Origin of the sequence: Niabella beijingensis (assembly GCF_020034665.1) — a bacterium.
In the GTDB taxonomy this organism is placed as follows: Bacteria; Bacteroidota; Bacteroidia; order Chitinophagales; family Chitinophagaceae; genus Niabella; species Niabella beijingensis.
The window spans coordinates 2,384,793-2,403,063 of sequence record NZ_JAIQDI010000002.1 but is presented as its reverse complement, the minus strand read 5'-3'; the positions used below and the strand labels follow the sequence as shown (position 1 = coordinate 2,403,063).

Annotated in this window: 17 protein-coding genes; 11 read left to right on the top strand and 6 right to left on the bottom strand. The window is 48.1% G+C overall.

From position 1 onward, the window contains the following. Positions 1-8: 8 nt before the first annotated feature. A complete protein-coding gene (gene purE / locus K7B07_RS26065; protein WP_223713485.1) occupies positions 9-521 on the bottom strand; it encodes a 5-(carboxyamino)imidazole ribonucleotide mutase in 513 nt (170 codons plus the stop codon). 177 nt (positions 522-698) lie between these two features. Between purE and pncB the strand changes: the two genes are divergently transcribed. From pncB to K7B07_RS26045, 4 genes are all read left to right on the top strand, one after another. Then, the gene (gene pncB / locus K7B07_RS26060) at positions 699-1,883 is read left to right on the top strand and encodes a nicotinate phosphoribosyltransferase (protein ID WP_223713484.1); all 1,185 of its coding nucleotides are present in this window, start codon (positions 699-701) and stop codon (positions 1,881-1,883) included. Positions 1,884-2,107: 224 nt separating this feature from the next. After that, positions 2,108-2,893: a murein L,D-transpeptidase catalytic domain family protein gene (locus tag K7B07_RS26055; protein WP_223713483.1), complete on the top strand. Its 786-nt coding sequence runs from the start codon at positions 2,108-2,110 to the stop codon at positions 2,891-2,893. A gap of 122 nt (positions 2,894-3,015) precedes the next feature. Next, the gene (locus tag K7B07_RS26050) at positions 3,016-4,992 is read left to right on the top strand and encodes a sialate O-acetylesterase (protein WP_223713482.1); all 1,977 of its coding nucleotides are present in this window, start codon (positions 3,016-3,018) and stop codon (positions 4,990-4,992) included. A gap of 56 nt (positions 4,993-5,048) precedes the next feature. Next, positions 5,049-5,780, top strand: a complete 732-nt coding sequence (locus K7B07_RS26045; protein ID WP_223713481.1) for an esterase family protein — start codon at positions 5,049-5,051, stop codon at positions 5,778-5,780. Here the strand turns inward: K7B07_RS26045 and aat are convergent. Together aat and K7B07_RS26035 are read right to left on the bottom strand one after the other, a co-directional pair. After that, positions 5,777-6,424 (bottom strand): leucyl/phenylalanyl-tRNA--protein transferase, encoded by a 648-nt coding sequence (aat, locus tag K7B07_RS26040; protein ID WP_223713480.1) that lies wholly within the window; start codon positions 6,422-6,424, stop codon positions 5,777-5,779. The genes K7B07_RS26045 and aat overlap by 4 nt on opposite strands. 11 nt (positions 6,425-6,435) lie before the next feature. After that, on the bottom strand, positions 6,436-6,738 hold the full coding sequence (locus tag K7B07_RS26035; RefSeq protein ID WP_223713479.1) for an ATP-dependent Clp protease adaptor ClpS: 303 nt from the start codon (positions 6,736-6,738) through the stop codon (positions 6,436-6,438). 226 nt (positions 6,739-6,964) lie between these two features. Here K7B07_RS26035 and K7B07_RS26030 point away from each other — a divergent pair, with 226 nt between their 5' ends. The 4 genes from K7B07_RS26030 (at position 6,965) to K7B07_RS26015 (ending at position 11,005) form a co-directional block, all read left to right on the top strand. After that, positions 6,965-8,647 (top strand): GMC oxidoreductase, encoded by a 1,683-nt coding sequence (locus tag K7B07_RS26030; RefSeq protein ID WP_223713478.1) that lies wholly within the window; start codon positions 6,965-6,967, stop codon positions 8,645-8,647. A gap of 97 nt (positions 8,648-8,744) precedes the next feature. Beyond that, complete coding sequence (locus K7B07_RS26025; RefSeq protein WP_223713477.1) at positions 8,745-9,404, top strand: gluconate 2-dehydrogenase subunit 3 family protein; 660 nt, start codon at positions 8,745-8,747, stop codon at positions 9,402-9,404. Positions 9,405-9,514: 110 nt separating this feature from the next. Beyond that, positions 9,515-10,429: a sugar phosphate isomerase/epimerase family protein gene (locus K7B07_RS26020; protein ID WP_223713476.1), complete on the top strand. Its 915-nt coding sequence runs from the start codon at positions 9,515-9,517 to the stop codon at positions 10,427-10,429. A gap of 117 nt (positions 10,430-10,546) precedes the next feature. Next, positions 10,547-11,005, top strand: coding sequence for a GNAT family N-acetyltransferase (locus K7B07_RS26015; RefSeq protein ID WP_223713475.1), 459 nt, complete (start codon positions 10,547-10,549; stop codon positions 11,003-11,005). 86 nt (positions 11,006-11,091) lie between these two features. Here the strand turns inward: K7B07_RS26015 and K7B07_RS26010 are convergent, their stop codons facing one another. Further along, positions 11,092-12,174, bottom strand: coding sequence for a zinc-binding dehydrogenase (locus K7B07_RS26010; protein WP_223713474.1), 1,083 nt, complete (start codon positions 12,172-12,174; stop codon positions 11,092-11,094). A gap of 310 nt (positions 12,175-12,484) precedes the next feature. Between K7B07_RS26010 and K7B07_RS26005 the strand changes: the two genes are divergently transcribed. Genes K7B07_RS26005 through K7B07_RS25995 form a run of 3 tightly spaced genes read left to right on the top strand, consistent with a single transcriptional unit; the run spans position 12,485 to position 15,647 of the window. Next, positions 12,485-13,771 (top strand): DUF5690 family protein, encoded by a 1,287-nt coding sequence (locus K7B07_RS26005; RefSeq protein ID WP_223713473.1) that lies wholly within the window; start codon positions 12,485-12,487, stop codon positions 13,769-13,771. Positions 13,772-13,798: 27 nt separating this feature from the next. After that, positions 13,799-14,959: a TIGR03364 family FAD-dependent oxidoreductase gene (locus tag K7B07_RS26000; RefSeq protein WP_223713472.1), complete on the top strand. Its 1,161-nt coding sequence runs from the start codon at positions 13,799-13,801 to the stop codon at positions 14,957-14,959. 4 nt (positions 14,960-14,963) lie between these two features. Then, positions 14,964-15,647, top strand: coding sequence for a phosphonatase-like hydrolase (locus K7B07_RS25995; protein WP_223713471.1), 684 nt, complete (start codon positions 14,964-14,966; stop codon positions 15,645-15,647). A gap of 37 nt (positions 15,648-15,684) precedes the next feature. On the opposite strand, the gene K7B07_RS25990 is transcribed toward K7B07_RS25995, so the two are convergent. Next, on the bottom strand, positions 15,685-16,263 hold the full coding sequence (locus K7B07_RS25990) for a helix-turn-helix domain-containing protein (protein WP_223713470.1): 579 nt from the start codon (positions 16,261-16,263) through the stop codon (positions 15,685-15,687). Positions 16,264-16,328: 65 nt separating this feature from the next. Further along, positions 16,329-18,206: an ABC-F family ATP-binding cassette domain-containing protein gene (locus K7B07_RS25985; RefSeq protein ID WP_223713469.1), complete on the bottom strand. Its 1,878-nt coding sequence runs from the start codon at positions 18,204-18,206 to the stop codon at positions 16,329-16,331. Positions 18,207-18,271 lie beyond the last annotated feature (65 nt).

The following is an 18,271-nucleotide window of genomic DNA, read 5'->3' as shown; positions in this document are numbered from 1 at the left end:
GTGTTGCTCTAATCGAACCGGTTGGGTTGTCCGCCGGTTTTCAGGCGTTCTACTTTTTGAAGCACTTCTGCTTCCATTTCGGTTTTATAGGCAGCCAGTTTTTTGCTTACTGCTTCATCGGAAGCGCCGATGATCTGGGCGGCAAGGATGCCGGCGTTTTTTGCGGCGTTCAGAGCCACAGTAGCAACAGGCACGCCATTTGGCATCTGCAGGATGCTGAGTACCGAATCCCAGCCATCGATCGAATTACTTGATTTGACAGGCACGCCGATAACAGGAAGGGTGGTGATGGAAGCCACCATACCCGGCAGGTGCGCCGCACCACCGGCGCCGGCGATGATCACTTTCAGTCCGCGTTCTTTTGCCTTCTGCGCATAGCTCACCATGCGCAGGGGCGTGCGGTGTGCGGAAACGACTGTTATTTCATAATCGATACCAAATGTTTTCAGAACTGCAGCCGCGGGTTCGATTACCGGAAGATCGCTGTCGCTGCCCATGATGATGCCTACCTGTATTGCCATACTGCAAAGAACGGTAAAAAGATGTTATCAGCAATGAGCCAGCGGCTGTCAGTGATCAGCCGTCAACAGTCAAATCCCAGTTCTCAAATCTCAGTTCTCAATTCTCAAATCCCCGCCCCCTCTTTCCGGCTGAAAGCTAATAGCTGATAGCTCCTGAATTTTATGTAGGTTTGAAAAATGAAGACAGAAATGCCGCTCCCTTCGCCGTCTATCCTTGACAACGACTTTTATAAGTTTACCATGCAATGCGCGGTGGTACAATTGTTCCCGGATGTAAAAGCGCGGTACACCTTTATCAATCGCGGAGCACATGAATTTCCCGATGGATTCGGGGCAGCGTTAAGGGACCTGGTGGACCGGATGGCAGAGCTGAAGCTGGCGCCGGAAGAACACCGGTATCTCTCAAAGAATTGTCCTTATCTGAATGCGGCTTATCTGGACCTGCTGGCCGGTTACCGGTATGATCCGTCAGAAGTGTGTATTGAGCAGACAGGGACAGCGCTGGAAGTTTCTGTGGAAGGGCATTGGTTCCGTACCATTCTCTGGGAAGTGCCGCTCCTGTTCCTCATCAGCGAATTGTATTACCGGCTTACCCGCCAGCAGCGGGACAGCGATGAACAGGTGATCCGGAATACGATCGAAAAAACAACCATCTACAAGGAGCTGGACGTACCCGTGGCAGAGTTCGGTACGCGCCGCAGGCATTCTTATGAAGTGCAACGACTCGTGGTGGACACACTTACAGCGCACGGCGGTAAAAGCTTTGTGGGAACGAGTAATGTACACCTGGCCATGTGCGCCCGCACCAAACCCATCGGTACCCATGCGCATGAATGGTTTATGTTTCATGCGGCCAAATACGGATTTACAATGGCAAATGCATTAAGCCTGGAACACTGGACCGATGTTTACCGCGGCGATCTTGGTGTTGCCCTGTCGGATACCTATACCAACGATGTTTTCTTTGAGCAGTTCGATAAAAAATTTGCCAAACTTTTTGACGGTGTGCGGCACGACAGCGGCGATCCGATTGCCTATTCTGAGAAGGTGATTGCCCATTACAAAAAATTGGGTATCAATCCCGCTTATAAATTTATCATTTTTTCCGACGGGCTGAATACCGGCAGGGTGGCCGAGATCACCCATGCCGCCAAGGGAAAGATCGGTATTTCCTTTGGTATCGGCACCAATCTTACCAATGATGTAGGACTAAAGCCAATGAATATTGTGATGAAGCTAACGGCTGTTCAGTTTGACGGCAAACGTTGGGTATCTACTGTGAAGCTTTCTGATGAGCCGGGAAAACATACCGGTGATCCCGGGATGATCCGGCTGGCGAAGGAAGTATTAGGGATTGAATAGTAGAAATATATAAATTGGATTATATTAAATATTTTATTTAAGCTTTTCGTAACAGAAAAACCGGCTTTCTGTTGTAGCTTTGCAACTGTTTGTGGAGGAAACAATGCGCTTAACGGGTATATTGACAGCTCCCTGAACACCGGGTGATGCACCCGCCATAGGATTCAATCCGAATCAATTTAAATCTTAGTCTGTTTTTTAAAATTAAAAAAGAGTTTTTTTTAATGATGAGACTTTTTGTAAAAAAGATAGCAGGAGGACTGGCCATATTGCTGATCGCGCTGACAACAATGTCATGGAAGGCGCCTGCTGCCGCACCGGCTAAAGAAGAAACAGGTTTTTTCTCCCTGTATGGACTGTCATTCGGATGGGGAATGGACCGGCATATGCTGTTATATGATAGCCTGCACCTGGATCTGAAAGGCTTGTCGGAAAAAGCATTTACGTATGCACTGGATGGCCTGGAAGAACTGAAAGCAGAAGGGACTGTACAAAATGACTCCATTATTACGATCGTCGATTTTGACCAGCCCAGCACGAGCAAGCGAATGTACATCCTGGATGTTAAGAACTACCGGGTCCTCTTCAATACATGGGCGGCGCACGGAAGGAATTCCGGGGCATTAATGGCCACCTCCTTCAGCAACCGGATGTCGTCCAATAAAAGCAGCCTGGGCTTTTATCTTACGGATGCGCCCTATTATGGTGGTAATGGTTATTCGCTGAAGCTGAAGGGGATGGAATCCGGTATCAACGACAGGGCCATGCAACGGGCCATCGTGCTGCACGGTGCCCGGTATGTAAGTCAGGCCAGTATTGATGAACTGGGCTACCTGGGCAGGAGTTTCGGGTGTCCCGCTGTGCCGGTGGAGCTTACCCGCCCCATCATTGATGCTATAAAAGAGGGGTCGGTACTTTTTATTTATAACAGCAGTTATCAGCCGTCCTTAAATTATCTTTTGGATAATCCCCTGCGGTTACCGCTGCAGATAAACAATACGATTTCTTAAAGCCCTCCGGGGCTTTTTTTATTGCAGCACATCATAAAAAAGGGAATACGGCTTTACGCCGTTTTAAGCGGCTTGCCCGGTCGGCAGATTATCTGTAATTTAGTGACCCTAAAAACGATCATATGAAGTCTTGCCGATTCCTGCTGTTGATTTTTCTTATGACCGGCATCGCCGGAAAACTAACCGCCACGGTAAGGCTGCCGGCGGTTATCAGCAATAACATGGTGTTGCAGCAGAAGGCCACCCCGGCGCTCTGGGGTACTGCCGGTGCGGGAAAGACCGTTACTGTACAGACCTCCTGGGATAAAAAAACCTATCTCGCAAAGGCTGATAGCGAGGGGAATTGGAAGGTAAAGGTAAAGACGGCTTCCTATGGAGGCCCGTATGTAATCACCATTGCGGAAGACAATACCATTACGCTTGAAAATGTACTGGTCGGCGATGTATGGTTGTGCTCCGGTCAGTCCAATATGGAAATGCCGCTGGCCGGTTGGGGAAAGATCCTAAACTATGAAGAAGAAATCTCCAACGCGGATCATCCGTCCATTCGTTTATTGCAGGCAACCCATGTTACGGCCAATCAGCCGCAAAAAGAACTTGAGGTTCGTAATAATGGCTGGGATATTTGTACACCTGCCACGGTTGCAGAGTTCTCTTCGGTGGCGTATTTTTTTGCACGCGAGATCTATGAAAAGACAAAGATCCCTATCGGGCTCATACATAGTTCCTGGGGCGGTACCATTGCAGAAGCCTGGACCAGTTATGAAACCCTTCAGCAGCTTCCCGATTTTGCTGCCGCTGCGGCGAAGATAAAAGCGACGCCCAAAACAGATAAAGCAGCCTTTGAAGGGTTGATGGCAGAATGGAATGCAAAAAAGCAGGCTGCGGATAAGGGAATGCAGAACGGGAAGGCCGTTTGGGCTGCTGCCGGTCTGAATACGGCAGACTGGAAGCAGATGCAGCTTCCCGGACTGGTGGAAGATAACGGGTTGCCTGGCTTTGACGGTGTGATCTGGTTCAAACGGAAGATCACGATCCCGGACAACTGGCAGGCGGGCGATCTCACCCTTAGCCTCGGTCCGGTTGATGATGACGATATTACCTGGTTTAACGGGGAACAGATCGGTGCCACCGAAGGCTGGAATAAAGAACGGGTCTATACGATCCCGGCAGGGCTGATCAGAAAAGGAGAAAATGAGCTGACCGTGCGGGTGACAGACAATGGTAACGGAGGAGGTATATATGGAAATGCAGCGCAGCTTTTTATTAAGAACGGCACCGGACAAAAGGTAGCGCTTTCGGGCAACTGGCAGTATAAAACATCCTTTGCATTAACCGACCTGCCGCCGGCACCCGAGAACCCGGAGAATCCCAATCGTCCGACCGTCCTGTACAATGCCATGATCTATCCCATTATTAATTATACCATAAAAGGTGCTATCTGGTACCAGGGGGAATCCAATGCCGGAAGGGCCTACCAGTACCGGCAGCTCTTTCCGGCAATGATCAGGGACTGGAGGTCAAAATTTTCCTCCGGTGATTTTCCATTCTATTTTGTGCAGCTGGCTAATTTTATGAAACGTTCTGAAACACCGGCCGCATCTGCATGGGCAGAGCTGCGGGAGGCGCAGCTGATGACCACCGGTCTGCCGCATACCGGCATGGCCACCATTATTGATATCGGCGATGCTGGGGATATCCATCCAAAGAACAAACAGGAGGTAGGAAGAAGGCTGGCGTTGATCGCACTGAATAAGGATTACAAAAAGAAGGTGGAGTATTCAGGTCCCCTTTATAAATCACAGCAAATAAACAACGGGCAGATTATACTGACATTCGACCATGCTGCCGGAATGAAAGCGGCCGGTGAAAAGCTGACCGGTTTTGCAATTGCCGGAACCGATCAGCAGTTCCACTGGGCGGATGCGGTCGTTAAAGGCAACACCATTATTGTAACTGCTGCTGCCGTAAAACAGCCTGTGGCAGTGCGTTATGCCTGGGGGGATAACCCCGAAGCGAATCTTGTGAACAGTGCAGGGCTTCCGGCTGCTCCGTTCCGTACGGACCGATGGGAAGGCGTGACCCGGAATGCGAAGTAATTTTTTTATAAATCGGTTTTAATACCTATTTTGTATGGGCATTAAAATTCTGATTTATGGAAAAAAAGATCAGTCACTGGTTCAGCCCATCGCTTCAAAAAGAGATGCCGGTCGTGTCCTATGGTTATTTCGGGACGGTGCTGCTGCTGGTACCTACTGCAGGTGCAGACTACCTGGAATATGAGCGGTTTCAGCTGATCGACAGCCTGGCTCCTTTTATTGATACGGGCCGGTTGAAAGTATATTCGATCGACAGTGTGAATAATGAGAGTTGGCTGAACAAAGAAATGAACAATTGGGATAAGGCCCAGCGGCACGAACAGTGGAATACCTATGTGTTCAATGAAGTGCTCCCATTTATAAAAAATGAATCCGGTGCGCAAACCCCGGTATTCATCAGCGGTGCTTCCTTTGGTGCGCTGCACAGTATGAATCTTTTTCTGAAACGCCCCGATCTGTTGAGTGGGGTGATCGCCATGAGCGGGGTATACGATCTTACCTATTATTCCGGTGGCTTTATAAATGATACGGTGTATTTGAACAGTCCCTGGCATTACATGCCCAATCTTACGGATCATGGAATGCTGGAGCAGATCCGGAAAAGCCCGCATATCCATATCTTAACGGGTGCGGGCGCTTATGAAGATCCGACGGCGGGAGGGGAGTTTGCAAAGATCCTGTATGACAAAGGGATCTATTATGAATTTGACAACTGGGGAGAAGATTACAAACACGACTGGCCTACCTGGCGGGCGATGCTGCCGCATTATATTGAGACCCGTTTTTAAGGGTTATACTGTTTCAGCAACGCGGCAAATTGTTTTCCTTCGATCATTCGCGCGCCCATGCTCTCAAGGTATTCCGAATAGATCTGGCAATCGATCAGCTGCACCTGCTCTTCCTGCAGCAGCTCCACATATTTTGTAAAGGCATAGCGGGACGCATTGCTTACCAGGCTGAACATGCTTTCCCCGAAGAAAACGCCCCCCAGACGGATGCCATAGAGGCCGCCGACGAGCATACCATTCTGCCACACTTCGGCACTATGCGCATAACCCATACGATGCAGGTTGCAATAAGCAGTTACCACTTCATCGGTGATCCAGGTGCCGTCCTGGTCGACACGCTTCACATGGCGGCACTGCCGGATCACGCCTTCAAAATCTCGGTTGACCGTAAAATCAAAAGCATTCCTGTTGAGAAGCGACCGGACGGTTTTACTGCGTTTGAATTCACCAGGGAATAACACAAAGCGCGGATCGGGGCACCACCACAATACAGGAGGATGTTCATACCAGGGGAAAATACCGGAGGAGTAGGCCAGCAGCAGCCGTTCGGGACTCAGATCACCGCCAACGGCCAGGAGGCCATCCTTCTCCACCAGATGTACAGGAGGGAAATACAATGCATCGGATAACGCAAAAATGGCCATGGTATACAGGGCTATGCCACCAGCTCTTCGATCGTGGCAGCGATCCCGCGGTCGAGGATCGCATTGCACATGGGCTTAAGATCTTCATACATGCCTTCCTTAACAGCATATTTGCCCTTAAAATGAATGATATAGGAGCATTGCTCTGCCTGCTCATAGGTATGACCACATACCTCCATGAGGGTTTCGATCACCCATTCAAAAGTGTTTACCTCATCGTTCCATACGATCAGCTGCCAGGAAGCTGATTCCGCCGTCAGTACGTCGGTTTCAACTGCTGTTTTTGTAAACGGGTTGGTTTCTGAAAAACTCATGGAGCAAAGATAACCCATTCCCAAGAATTCATTTTCTGGTAGTTTTTTGTTAGAAAAAATTAAAAAAAAGCCGCAAATCAGGGGTATGTATTAAATACACAACACCGTTCATATAATTTAAAAAAAAATAGCAAAGAATTTAAATTTAAAACGATACTTTTATAGCTATTAAATGATTGTTTATTTTTTTTACTAACGATTTAAAGATTTTTTTAAAATCAGTCTAATGGCAGAAACGAATACTTACGACGCTATTGTAATCGGTAGCGGTATTTCCGGTGGATGGGCTGCAAAGGAACTCACCGAAAAAGGGCTCAAAGTGATCATGCTGGAGCGCGGTAAAAACATTGAACATGTAAAGGACTATGTAAATGCCGGCAAGGCTCCCTGGGAGTTTCCGCACAGGGGAACAAAAACACAGGAGATGATCAAGGAGCACCCGGTATTGAACCGGGACTACCCGCTGAACGAAATGAATACCGATTGGTGGGTGGATGAAAAGGAATCGCCTTATACCGAAATCAAACGCTTCGACTGGTTCCGCGGATACCATGTGGGCGGACGTTCCCTGCTGTGGGGCCGTCAGAGCTATCGCTGGTCCGATCTGGATTTTGAAGCCAATGCCAAGGACGGAATTGCCATTGACTGGCCGGTACGTTATAATGAGATCGCTCCCTGGTATGACTATGTAGAAAAATTTGCAGGCATCAGCGGAAATAAAGATGGTATTTCGCACCTGCCCGACGGACAGTTTCTGCCACCGATGGACATGACCATTGTAGAAAAAGATTTTGCTTCACGGATCAAGGACATTTATAAAGGTCAGCGGCATGTGATCATTGGCCGTACTGCTAACATTACCGAGCCGCTTCCCGGGCGTACGAATTGCCAGTACCGGAATAAATGTTGGCTGGGATGCCCCTTCGGTGCCTATTTCAGCACACAGTCGTCTACTTTACCGGCTGCGGTGAAAACAGGAAACCTTACATTAAGACCCTGGAGCATTGTTACGAAGATCTTATACGATAAAGATAAAAAACGCGCTACCGGAGTAGAGGTGCTGGATGCGGAAACCAATAAAACATACGTATATAACGCAAAGATCGTTTTCCTTAATGCATCCACCCTGAACAGTACCTGGATCCTGATGAATTCAGCCACAGATATATGGCCGGGCGGATTGGGAAGTTCCAGCGGTGAGCTGGGGCACAACCTGATGGACCATCACCTCGGCGTGGGAGCTTCAGGTCGTGTTGAAGGGTTTGAAGATAAATATACTTACGGACGGCGGGCAAACGGCATCTACATCCCGCGGTTCCGGAACATGAACGGCGAAAAACGCGATTACCTGCGGGGCTTTGGCTACCAGGGCGGCGGCGGCCGCGGCCGCGGTAATGCTTCAGCAGAAGAAATGTCGATAGGTGTAAGTCTGAAGGAAGCACTTACGGAACCGGGATCATGGTCTATGAACATCGGCGGTTTTGGCGAGATATTACCCTATCATGAGAACCAGGTCACACTGGATAAAACAAAGAAAGATAAGTGGGGGCTGAATGTACTGGCGATCGATTCTGAGTGGAAGGAGAATGAACGCAAGATGCGGGTGGATATGAAGAACGATGCAATAGAAATGCTGGAAAAATTCGGTGCAAAGGATGTAAAAGGCCGGGACGGTGACGGTACGATTGGCCGCGGTATCCATGAAATGGGAACAGCACGGATGGGAGCGGATCCCAAGACCTCTGTGGTAAATAAATGGAATCAGGTTTGGGATGCCCCAAATGTATTTGTTACTGACGGTTCGTTTATGACATCCGCCAACTGTGTGAATCCCTCACTCTCGTATATGGCCTTTACAGCCCGTGCGGTGGATCATGCGATGGAAGAGCTGAAAAAACAGAATCTTTAAAATGTGTGGTCATTCAGAATGATGCAATAAATCAAATTTTGTTACAAGAATGACCGGAAAGGAGCAGAAGTACTTTCCGGTCTAAAAAAAATAATCGATGAACAGAAGAGAAGCTTTATCACGCGTAGGTATTTTGCTGGGAGGTACCATAGTGGGCGCCGAGATGTTTATGTCGGGCTGTAAGGCCCCCGGCGCAAAGGCCGGTTCATTTTCACCGGAAACCATCGCCCTGCTGGATGAAATAGGAGAGACCATTATCCCTACCACGCCGGATTCGCCGGGCGCAAAGGCTGCAAAAATCGGCGAGTTTATGAAAGCCATTGTTACGGATTGTTACCGGGAGAACGAACAAAAGGCGTTTAATGATGGTATCGGGAAATTTAACGATGCCTGTAAGGCAAAATATAAAAAGGCCTTTGCGGAACTGTCTGCAACAGAGAAGACCGAATTCCTGACGGCATTGGATAAGGAAGCAAAGGATTTTGTAAAAACCGAGGTCTATAAAAATGAAAGAGATGCCTTCAATAAACAACAGGATGAATGGGTGAAAGCAGAGGAGGCAAAAAAGAATTTTGGTGCGGTGAAGGTAAAACAAAGTTATCCGCCACATTATTTTACAATGATGAAACAATTAACGTTGTGGGGGTACTTTACTTCCAAGCCAGGTGCCACACAGGCGCTGCGTTATGTAGAAACCCCCGGAAAATTTGACGGTGCCTATCCTTATAAAAAAGGAGATAAAGCCTGGGCATTATAATGATATAAAATGGCACTGTATCAGTCAGGGCCGGAAAGAAAAGCGTTCCTGTTGAATGGAACGCTGTTTTTTTAGCGATCAACTCACCTTACAATCCCCTCAAAATGCGTATGAACAGAAAAGATTTTTTAAGAACGACATCCGTGCTGGCGGCTGGTGCACTGGGCAGCCAGTCGCTGCTGGCAGCAGGTAAAGTAAAAACATATCCGATATCGCTGGCCGAATGGTCGCTCCACCGTGCCCTTCAAAAAAAGCAGATCACCAACCTCGATTTTCCGAGGATCGCAAAAAAGGAATTCGGGATCTCCATTGTGGAATATGTGAACCAGTTCTTTAAGGATAAAGCAGAGGATACGGGCTACCTGAATGAGTTGCTTACGGTATGTAAGGATAATGGGGTATCCAATCACCTTATCATGTGCGACGGGGAAGGAGAGCTGGGAAATACCGATGACAACGAACGGAAAAAAGCAGTGGAGAACCATTATAAATGGGTACACGCGGCCAAGCACTTGGGCTGTAAAACCATCCGGGTGAATGCTGCAGGCAACGGAACGGCGGAAGAAGTTGCCAAAGCCGCAGTGGACGGATTGGGGCGGCTGGGCGAATATGCAGCCAAAGAAAATATTAATGTGATCGTGGAAAATCACGGGGGCTATTCCTCGGATGGTAAATGGCTGAGTGGCGTAATGAAAGGAGTGGGCAAAAAAACAGTGGGTACACTTCCCGATTTTGGAAATTTTTGTCTGAAGCGGGGCGAGAACTGGAAATGCGTGGAAGAATACGACCGCTACCTGGGGATAAAGGAAATGATCCCCTATGCAAAAGGGGTGAGTGCAAAGTCGTATGGTTTTGATGATAAAGGAAACTGCATCGAAACGGACTATAAAAAAGTGTTTGATATTATTAATGCCTCCGGTTTCTCCGGCATAGTGGGTATCGAATATGAAGGCGATGTCTTAAGCGAATATGATGGCATTAAGGCTACCCTTGCCTTATTGAAAAGAGTAATGGGCGCCGCCTGACAGGGGCCGGCATACCAGAATAAAGAGCGGGCGGTTCATGCGTCCGCTCTTTATTTAAACCGGGGGGAGCTATTTTATGTTAGTGAATCGCTTCTTTTGTAAAATAAAAGGATCAGTATGGACCTGGTGATACGAGCGGCCGTTGCAGCGGATGCTGAAATACTTCTGGAATTTGAAAGCGGCATCATAAAGGCCGAACGGCCTTTTGATAATTCGTTGAGGGAGGGGGAGATCCATTATTACGATCTCCTTGAACTGATCCGGTCGCCCCGGGCGACCGTGCTGCTGGCTGTAACGGAACATGAGATCATTGGCTCGGGCTATGCAAAAATACTGCCGGCCAAACCCTATCAGAAATATAAGGAATACGCTTACCTGGGGTTCATGTATGTAAAGCCCGCTTTTCGCGGACAGGGGGTAAGTCAAAAAATACTGGAAGCGCTGATCGCGTGGGTGAAAACCACAGGGGTCACGGAAGTACGGCTCAATGTTTACGACGAAAATACTGCTGCCAAAAAAGCATATCAGAAATTTGGTTTCCGGCCCAACCTGCTGGAAATGCGTTTGGAGTTATAGCAGAAGACCGGGAAGTTTCCGGTAGCAATGTCTGTCCGCCTGGACAGGAATCGCAGCGCATACATTTATTCCGCAGGTGGAAAAAATTATTGTACTACGCCTACACGATAGTGCAGCCCTTTCTTTGCAAGCGCAAATGCTTCATCAATGCGATCGAGCGGAAATGCAGCCCCGACAAGCGTTTTAAAGGGATAGTCGTGTTGTTTTGCAATGATAAACCGTACCGCAGCATCCAGATCGGGAATGGTGTAATTGTGCAGCCCCTTTATGGTCAGCAGGTTTCTTACCACCATTTCGGCATCCACTGCTACGGGCGGCTGGGTAAATACAGCGCCCACCCAAATGGCCTGCCCACCGGTGGTCAGCAATTGCAGGCCCTTTGTCATTACATCCGGGATGCCAGTAGTATCAATCACGATATCGATCTTTTCTTCAGCCGAAAGCTGATTATTGATCTCGTCTGCGGACAGGCTTCCGTTAAACAATCTGGCAGCCCCGAATTTTTTTGAAAACTCCAGCCGCTCCTTATTTATATCCAGGGCATAAACAGTTCCGGCCCCGCTTTCTTTGGCCATTGCGCAGGCTGAAAGCCCCAGCATGCCGGTGCCGGTGATCAGTATATTTTTATTTTTCAGATCGCCCGCAAGCCGCAGCGCGCCCGCAATGGTAGCATGGGTACAGTTGATCGGCGCGACCGTTCCCGGATCGATCGTGTCCGGCAGTTTAAAAACAGCGGTACCATTCTTGAGCAGACAGTGGGTTGCAAACCCGCCATTCAATCCGTCGGTGGATGTGAATGGCTGATGGCCGTATTTGTAAATTCCCGGCGATTTCTGTGGCATTCCTTTCCGGGCTATTTCTGTGGTAGCATCAAAGGCATAAACACACCAGGTAATCAGATCGCCGGTTTGCAGGGCAATACCGTTATGGTCGGTCTGCCTGTTTGCTCCGCAACGCACGATGCGGCCGATGATCTCATGACCCAGCACTCCGGGACAGGGAGCAGAACGCCGTCCGGAATGGGTATGCAGATCGCTGGTGCAGATGGTCGTATAAGTGATCTGCACCAGCAGTTCACCCGCACCCGGATCGGGCAGGGGATATTGCTTTTTCATAAACGGATCACCGGCGCCGGTAAATACCATGGATGTGGCCTGTGTAGGATACATAATTATTTATTTTTACTATTTGTAATAATTTGTTTTATTCCGGAACGGCCGGCACAGTTGCTGCTGCTGTTTCGCATACCAGGCAAGCAATATAATGTTGATTTTTTATCAGAATTTTCCCGGATGATCTTAAATAAGCCTGTTTTTATTTTAATTATTTGATTATAAATTAATTATAATTATTATTGTGCAATATTAGTAAAAAAACAACATAATTTCGTGCGTAACAATTGCTTAACCTTAAGTTGACAAAGGCTTAATAAAGCACAGGACTAAAGGATCTAATTTTGGGGCGTTTAATAAAAATACCATGCCCGGATCTGAAAATAAATTTACAAATAGTAAAAAATCAACGATCTTTATCCTCTGCGCCGTATTTCTTTGTTATACTGCAATGTACGCTGTAAGAAAATCTTTTCTGGCGGGGCAATATACAGATCTGGATCTTGGTTATGGTTTGGACGCGAAGACGATACTGGTGATCAGCCAGGTATTGGGTTATATGGTGTCAAAATTCATCGGTATCCGGGTGATCTCGGAAATGAAGCAGGAGAAAAGAACACTGTGGCTGATCGGTTTTATCACCTTCGGGCTGGCCATGCTGGGTTTGTTCGCCGTAGTGCCGCCCCGGCTGAAAGTACTGGCTCTTTTTTTTAATGGAATGCCTCTGGGAATGGTGTTCGGCATTGTGTTCTCTTATATCGAAGGGCGCAAAAACACAGAATTGCTGGCAGCAGCGCTCAGCGCTACTTTTATTTTCTCAACCGGATTGGTGAAGACGGTCGGGTTGGTGCTGATGAAGGATTTTAATGTCAGTGAATACAATATGCCGTTTTTGACGGGGCTGTTATTCTTCCCGGTTTTTATCCTGTCGGCCCTTGTGCTGAAAAAAACCAAAGGCCCGGATGAGCGCGATATCAAAGAACGGACGCAACGGGTGCCGATGTTCCGCAGCGACCGGAAGCGTTTTTTAATACAGAATGGCCTTGGGTATTTCGGGTTGGTGCTGATCTATATACTATTGACGATCATGCGTGATTTCCGGGATAATTTCATCGTGGAGTTCTGGGCGGAGCAGGGGGTGTCGGGCGTACCGCAGCTTGTTACTTTAACAGAGATACCGGTTGCGGTGGTGGTACTGGTTGTGGCAGCCGGAGGGATACTGGTGCGGAACAATCAAAAAGCATTTGGCATGGGGATGGTACTTATTGCAGCCGGGGCCCTGCTGGCCATTCTTTCCAGTTATCTGTTCCACCGGGCCGTATTGTCACCTGTGTGGTGGATGATCCTTTCAGGCATCGGGAGTTACCTGCCTTATATCCTGTTTCATTGCCTTATTTTCGAACGGCTGGTAGCATTGCTGGGATTCAGGGGCAATGTAGGGTTTTTGTTCTACCTGGCGGATGCGCTGGGTTACCTGGGAACGGTGATCATCCTCTTCCTGAAAGAGATCATCGGATTGAAACAAAGCTGGACGAGTTTTTTTGTGTCTTTAAATATTCAGTGTGCGGCACTCATCCTGGTGTTGGTTGCATTTGCGCTCTGGTATTTTAACCGCAGGATCAGCCCAAAAAGCCGCGACATGGTTCTCGTATAACCGCAGGGAATTTTTGATAAAATGAGTATGAATAAAAAGTATGATCTGATAGTTGTAGGCGGTGGGGTACTGGGTACTTTTCATGCCTGTCATGCACTGGAGAACGGACTGCGTGTAGCGGTCATAGAAAAGGATAAACTACCCCAAAGCGCTACGGTGCGCAATTTTGGGCAGGTGGTGCCATCTGGGATGAATACCAAATGGCAGGAGTATGGAAGGGAGAGTCTGAGAATTTATAAACAGATCCAGGACCGGTTTGATATCTCCGTAAGGCAGAGCGGATCGGTTTACCTGGCATCCAATGAGGAAGAGGTACAGCTGATCGAAGAACTGAGCGGTATCAACAGGAAAAATAATTATAAATCCCGGCTGCTGACCCGGCAGGAATGCCTGGAGAAGTATCCGGGACTAAACCCCGGCTATGTTAAGGCCGGACTGTTCTTTCCGGATGAAATAACCGTAGAGCCGCGGGTGATGATCGGACGACTGCTGGAATACCTTGTCAGCGAAAAAGGCCTGGACTATTACGACAGCACTCCTGTGCTTCATTGTGCGGCGGTAGCGGACGGAGCAACCCTGCACACTTCAGGAGGAAGGGTGTTTACGGCTGCTAAAGTGATCATCTGTTGCGGATCGGAATTTAAGACCCTGTACCCGGAGCTGTTTGTAAACAGCGATCTTGAGGTGACCAAGTTGCAGATGCTTCAAACCGTTCCGCAAACAGGCTATGAGCTGAAAGGCTCGATACTGACGGGTTTGTCCATAAGAAGATATGAAGCGTTCAGCGAATGCCCGTCGTTTGCGGCCATTAAAGCAAAGGAAGACCCAGACGCGTTTGAAAAGAAATGGGGCGTGCATATCCTGTTTAAACAGGCAGTTGACGGATCCGTTATCATCGGCGACTCTCACGAGTATGCGCCTGCCGCTGATGCCGATGTGCTGGGCTTTGATCTGCGGACGGATGTGGATGATTTTATGATCAGTGAGGCGCAGAAGATCGTTGCGCTGCCCAGTTATGAGATCCGGAACCGCTGGTACGGGATTTATTCCCAGTGCCGGACGCAGGACCTGTTTCAGCATACCATTGATGGATGCATACATATTGTTACGGGTATCGGGGGTAAGGGAATGACCGGCAGTGCGGGATTTTCCAAAGAAAACATTAAACGGATATTTGATTTAAATTAGAGATATGAGTAAAATTAGAATGGTTGTTTTTGACATGGCGGGTACCACGGTAAATGAGAACAACCTGGTGTACCGCACCGTGTTAAAAGTGATCAATGATCAGGGATTTAAACTGACACTGAGTGATGTACTGAAATATGGTGCAGGCAAGGAAAAATATAAGGCGATAACTGATGTGCTTACGGCCTGCACGGATGTAGCCGATGTTAAACCGGTTGCTGATGCGGCATTTGCGCACTTTAAAACAGCGCTCGAAAAAGCCTATGATGAGGCGGCTGTGAGCAGCTTTAAAGGGATGGAGGCTTTTTTTGAACGGCTGAGAAATAACAATATTCTTGTAGCGCTGAATACCGGGTATGATAAAAAAACGGCATTGAAGCTGATCGGCAAGCTCCAATGGCAGGAGGGACGCGATTTTGATACGCTGGTGACCGCCGATGATGTTCAGAAGGGGAGGCCCTTTCCCGATATGATCGAATGCGCCATGCGGCAGTTTCATATTACAGATGCCGGCAGTGTATTAAAGGCCGGGGATTCTGTAATTGATATCGAGGAAGGAAAGAATGCCGGTTGCGGTATAACGGTTGGGGTATTGAGCGGCGCCCAGACAAGGGAACAGCTCGAAGCTGCGAAGCCCGATTATATTTTGGATACGGTTACAGAACTTGATGCAATACTGTTGAATTAGGAGTGTTCTTTCATAAAGCTGATGCGGCCTATAAATCTTATTCATTTTTGGGAAGAAAGAAATACATCACGATCATTTTTGCAGCAGCCTTGCCCCGGTTCACCGGTACATGTGGTATACGTCCGTCAAAAAAAAGGGCATCTCCTTCCCGGAGCGAAACCTCTTCTTCCCCGATGATATAAGCACATTCTCCTGATAAGATATATTTGAATTCAAAGGCGTCTGTTTCAACCCTGTCTCTTTGAGAGCCCGGCTGCACTTCCAGTAAAACAGCCTCAAAGCCTACCGAAGATAGCTGCCTGCCCAATAAGGAACGGTATTCAAAGCCCCGGGCCTCATCTTCCTTTTCGATAATGGTATTGTCTTCTTTTCTGGAAACAATAAAGCTCTTTCCGCCGGATAAAGGGATGTCTTTAAAAAAATCGGCAATGCCTACATCCAGAACGTTGATGATGGTTAACAGTACCGGAAGCGAAGGAATGGTCCTCCCGTTTTCAATACGTGAAATCAGTCCATTGCTCAGGTCGGCCTTGCCGGCGACATTGTTGATGGTAAAGCCTTTGTTTTTCCGGAGCGCTTTTATCCGTTTTCCGATACCGATAAGATAATCTTCCATAGTTTAAATATACCCGGTTTAGGCCGGTCATTAAATAGTTCACTTCCCACGTCTCATATCTTATTTCACCCCTCTATCAGCTCACTCAGTTCCAGCCAGCGCAGTTCTTTTTCATCCAGCAATCCGGTGATCTCACCGATCCTGCGGGACAGGGCCTCCAGCTGTTCAAAGTCGGTGGTGCCGCCGGATAACTGCGCCGTAATGGTTTCTTTTTCGGCATTCAACCCGGCAATTTCTTTTTCCAGTTGCTCGTATTCCCTCTTTTCCTTGAAAGATACTTTTTTATTGCCCGGTTTTTGCGTTGCAGTCACGGCGGAGGTTTCCCTGGCGGGTATAGCTGCGGCAGCGGGCTGGCTTTTTTCCTGTAACCGGTACTGGGTGTAATTTCCGGGAAAGTCGGTAATGACGCCGTCGCCCTCAAAAACAAATAAATGATCGACCAGCCGGTCCATAAAATACCGGTCGTGCGAGACGATCAGGAGGCAGCCGGGATATTCGCTGAGAAAATTCTCCAGGACCGAAAGCGTAGGAAGGTCCAGGTCGTTTGTCGGCTCATCAAGAATCAAAAAGTTAGGATTGCGGAACAGGATGGAGAGCAGGTGCAGCCGTCTTTTTTCGCCCCCGCTCAGCCTGCTGATATAAGTGTATTGTTTGTCCGGGTCAAAAAGGAACAGTTGGAGGAACTGGGACGCACTGAGCGTACTGCCATCGGCCAGGGGAAAATTTTCTGCGATGTTCTTTACAAACTCGATCACCCGCATGTCTTCTTTTAAGATCAGCCCCTGTTGTGAATAGTTGCCGAACACTACCGTATCGCCAACATTGATCTTGCCATTGTCGGCAGATTCAACACCCTGTAATATATTGATAAAGGTCGACTTTCCCGCTCCGTTTTTCCCGATGACGCCCGCCCGCTCGCCTTTCTTAAAAGTGTAGTCAAATCCATCCAGTATTTTTTTGCTGCCAAATGATTTGTACACTTTTTTTAGTTCCACTACCTTGCCGCCGAGGCGGTTCATTTTCATCTGCAGTTGCAGCTGGTCATCAGAAACCTGTTGTTTGGCGGTTTTCTCAATGGCATAAAAATTATCTTCCCTGCTTTTCGATTTGGTAGTACGTGCCTTCGGCTGTTTCCGCATCCATTCCAGCTCGCGGCGATAGAGGTTACGGGCTTTATCAATAGAGGCATTCAGGTTCTCGATCCGCAGTGCTTTTTTTTCGAGATAGTATTCATAATCGCCTCTGTGTACAAACAGTTCGCCCCCTTCCATTTCCCAGATCTCATCGCAAACCGCATCCAGGAAATAACGGTCGTGGGTAACAAGCACGAGGGTAACGTTCTCCTTTCCCAGAAAATGTTCCAGCCATTCCACCATTCCTACATCCAGATGGTTGGTGGGCTCATCCATGATCAGCAATACATGCTTATGCTCAAAACCAATGTCGATCAGTGTTCTGGCAAGTGCAACCCGCTTTTTCTGACCACCGCTCAGGGTCTTTATTTTCTGATCAAGATGGTGAATGTTCAGTTTGCCAAAGATCTGTTTCACACGGGAATCAAAATCCCAGGCATTCAGCTCATCCATCCGGACAAGGGCCTGGCCGATACGGTCGGCATTCCCGCTTTCGCTTGCCAGTTCGTATTCCCGGATGGCCTGCACGGTAGGGTGGTTGTGAAAGAAAATATTATCGGAAACCGTCAGCTCTTCTTCCAGGTCCGGCTCTTGTTCAAAAAGGATCACTTCCACATCTTTGTGGACCCAGAGCTTGCCGGCGTCGGGCGTTTCTTTTCCTGCAAGTATTTTTAATAATGTAGATTTTCCTGTACCATTCCGGGCTACAATAGCTACTTTATCACCCTCTTCTATATGAAATGAGATATCAGAGAAAAGGGGCTGGATCCCATAGCTTTTTCCTAAACCTTCCGCAGAAACATAATGCATCTGGCAAAGGTAGGAAAGTTTGGGGTTTGAGATGAGAAGTGAGCACTGGGATCTGAGACGCGAGA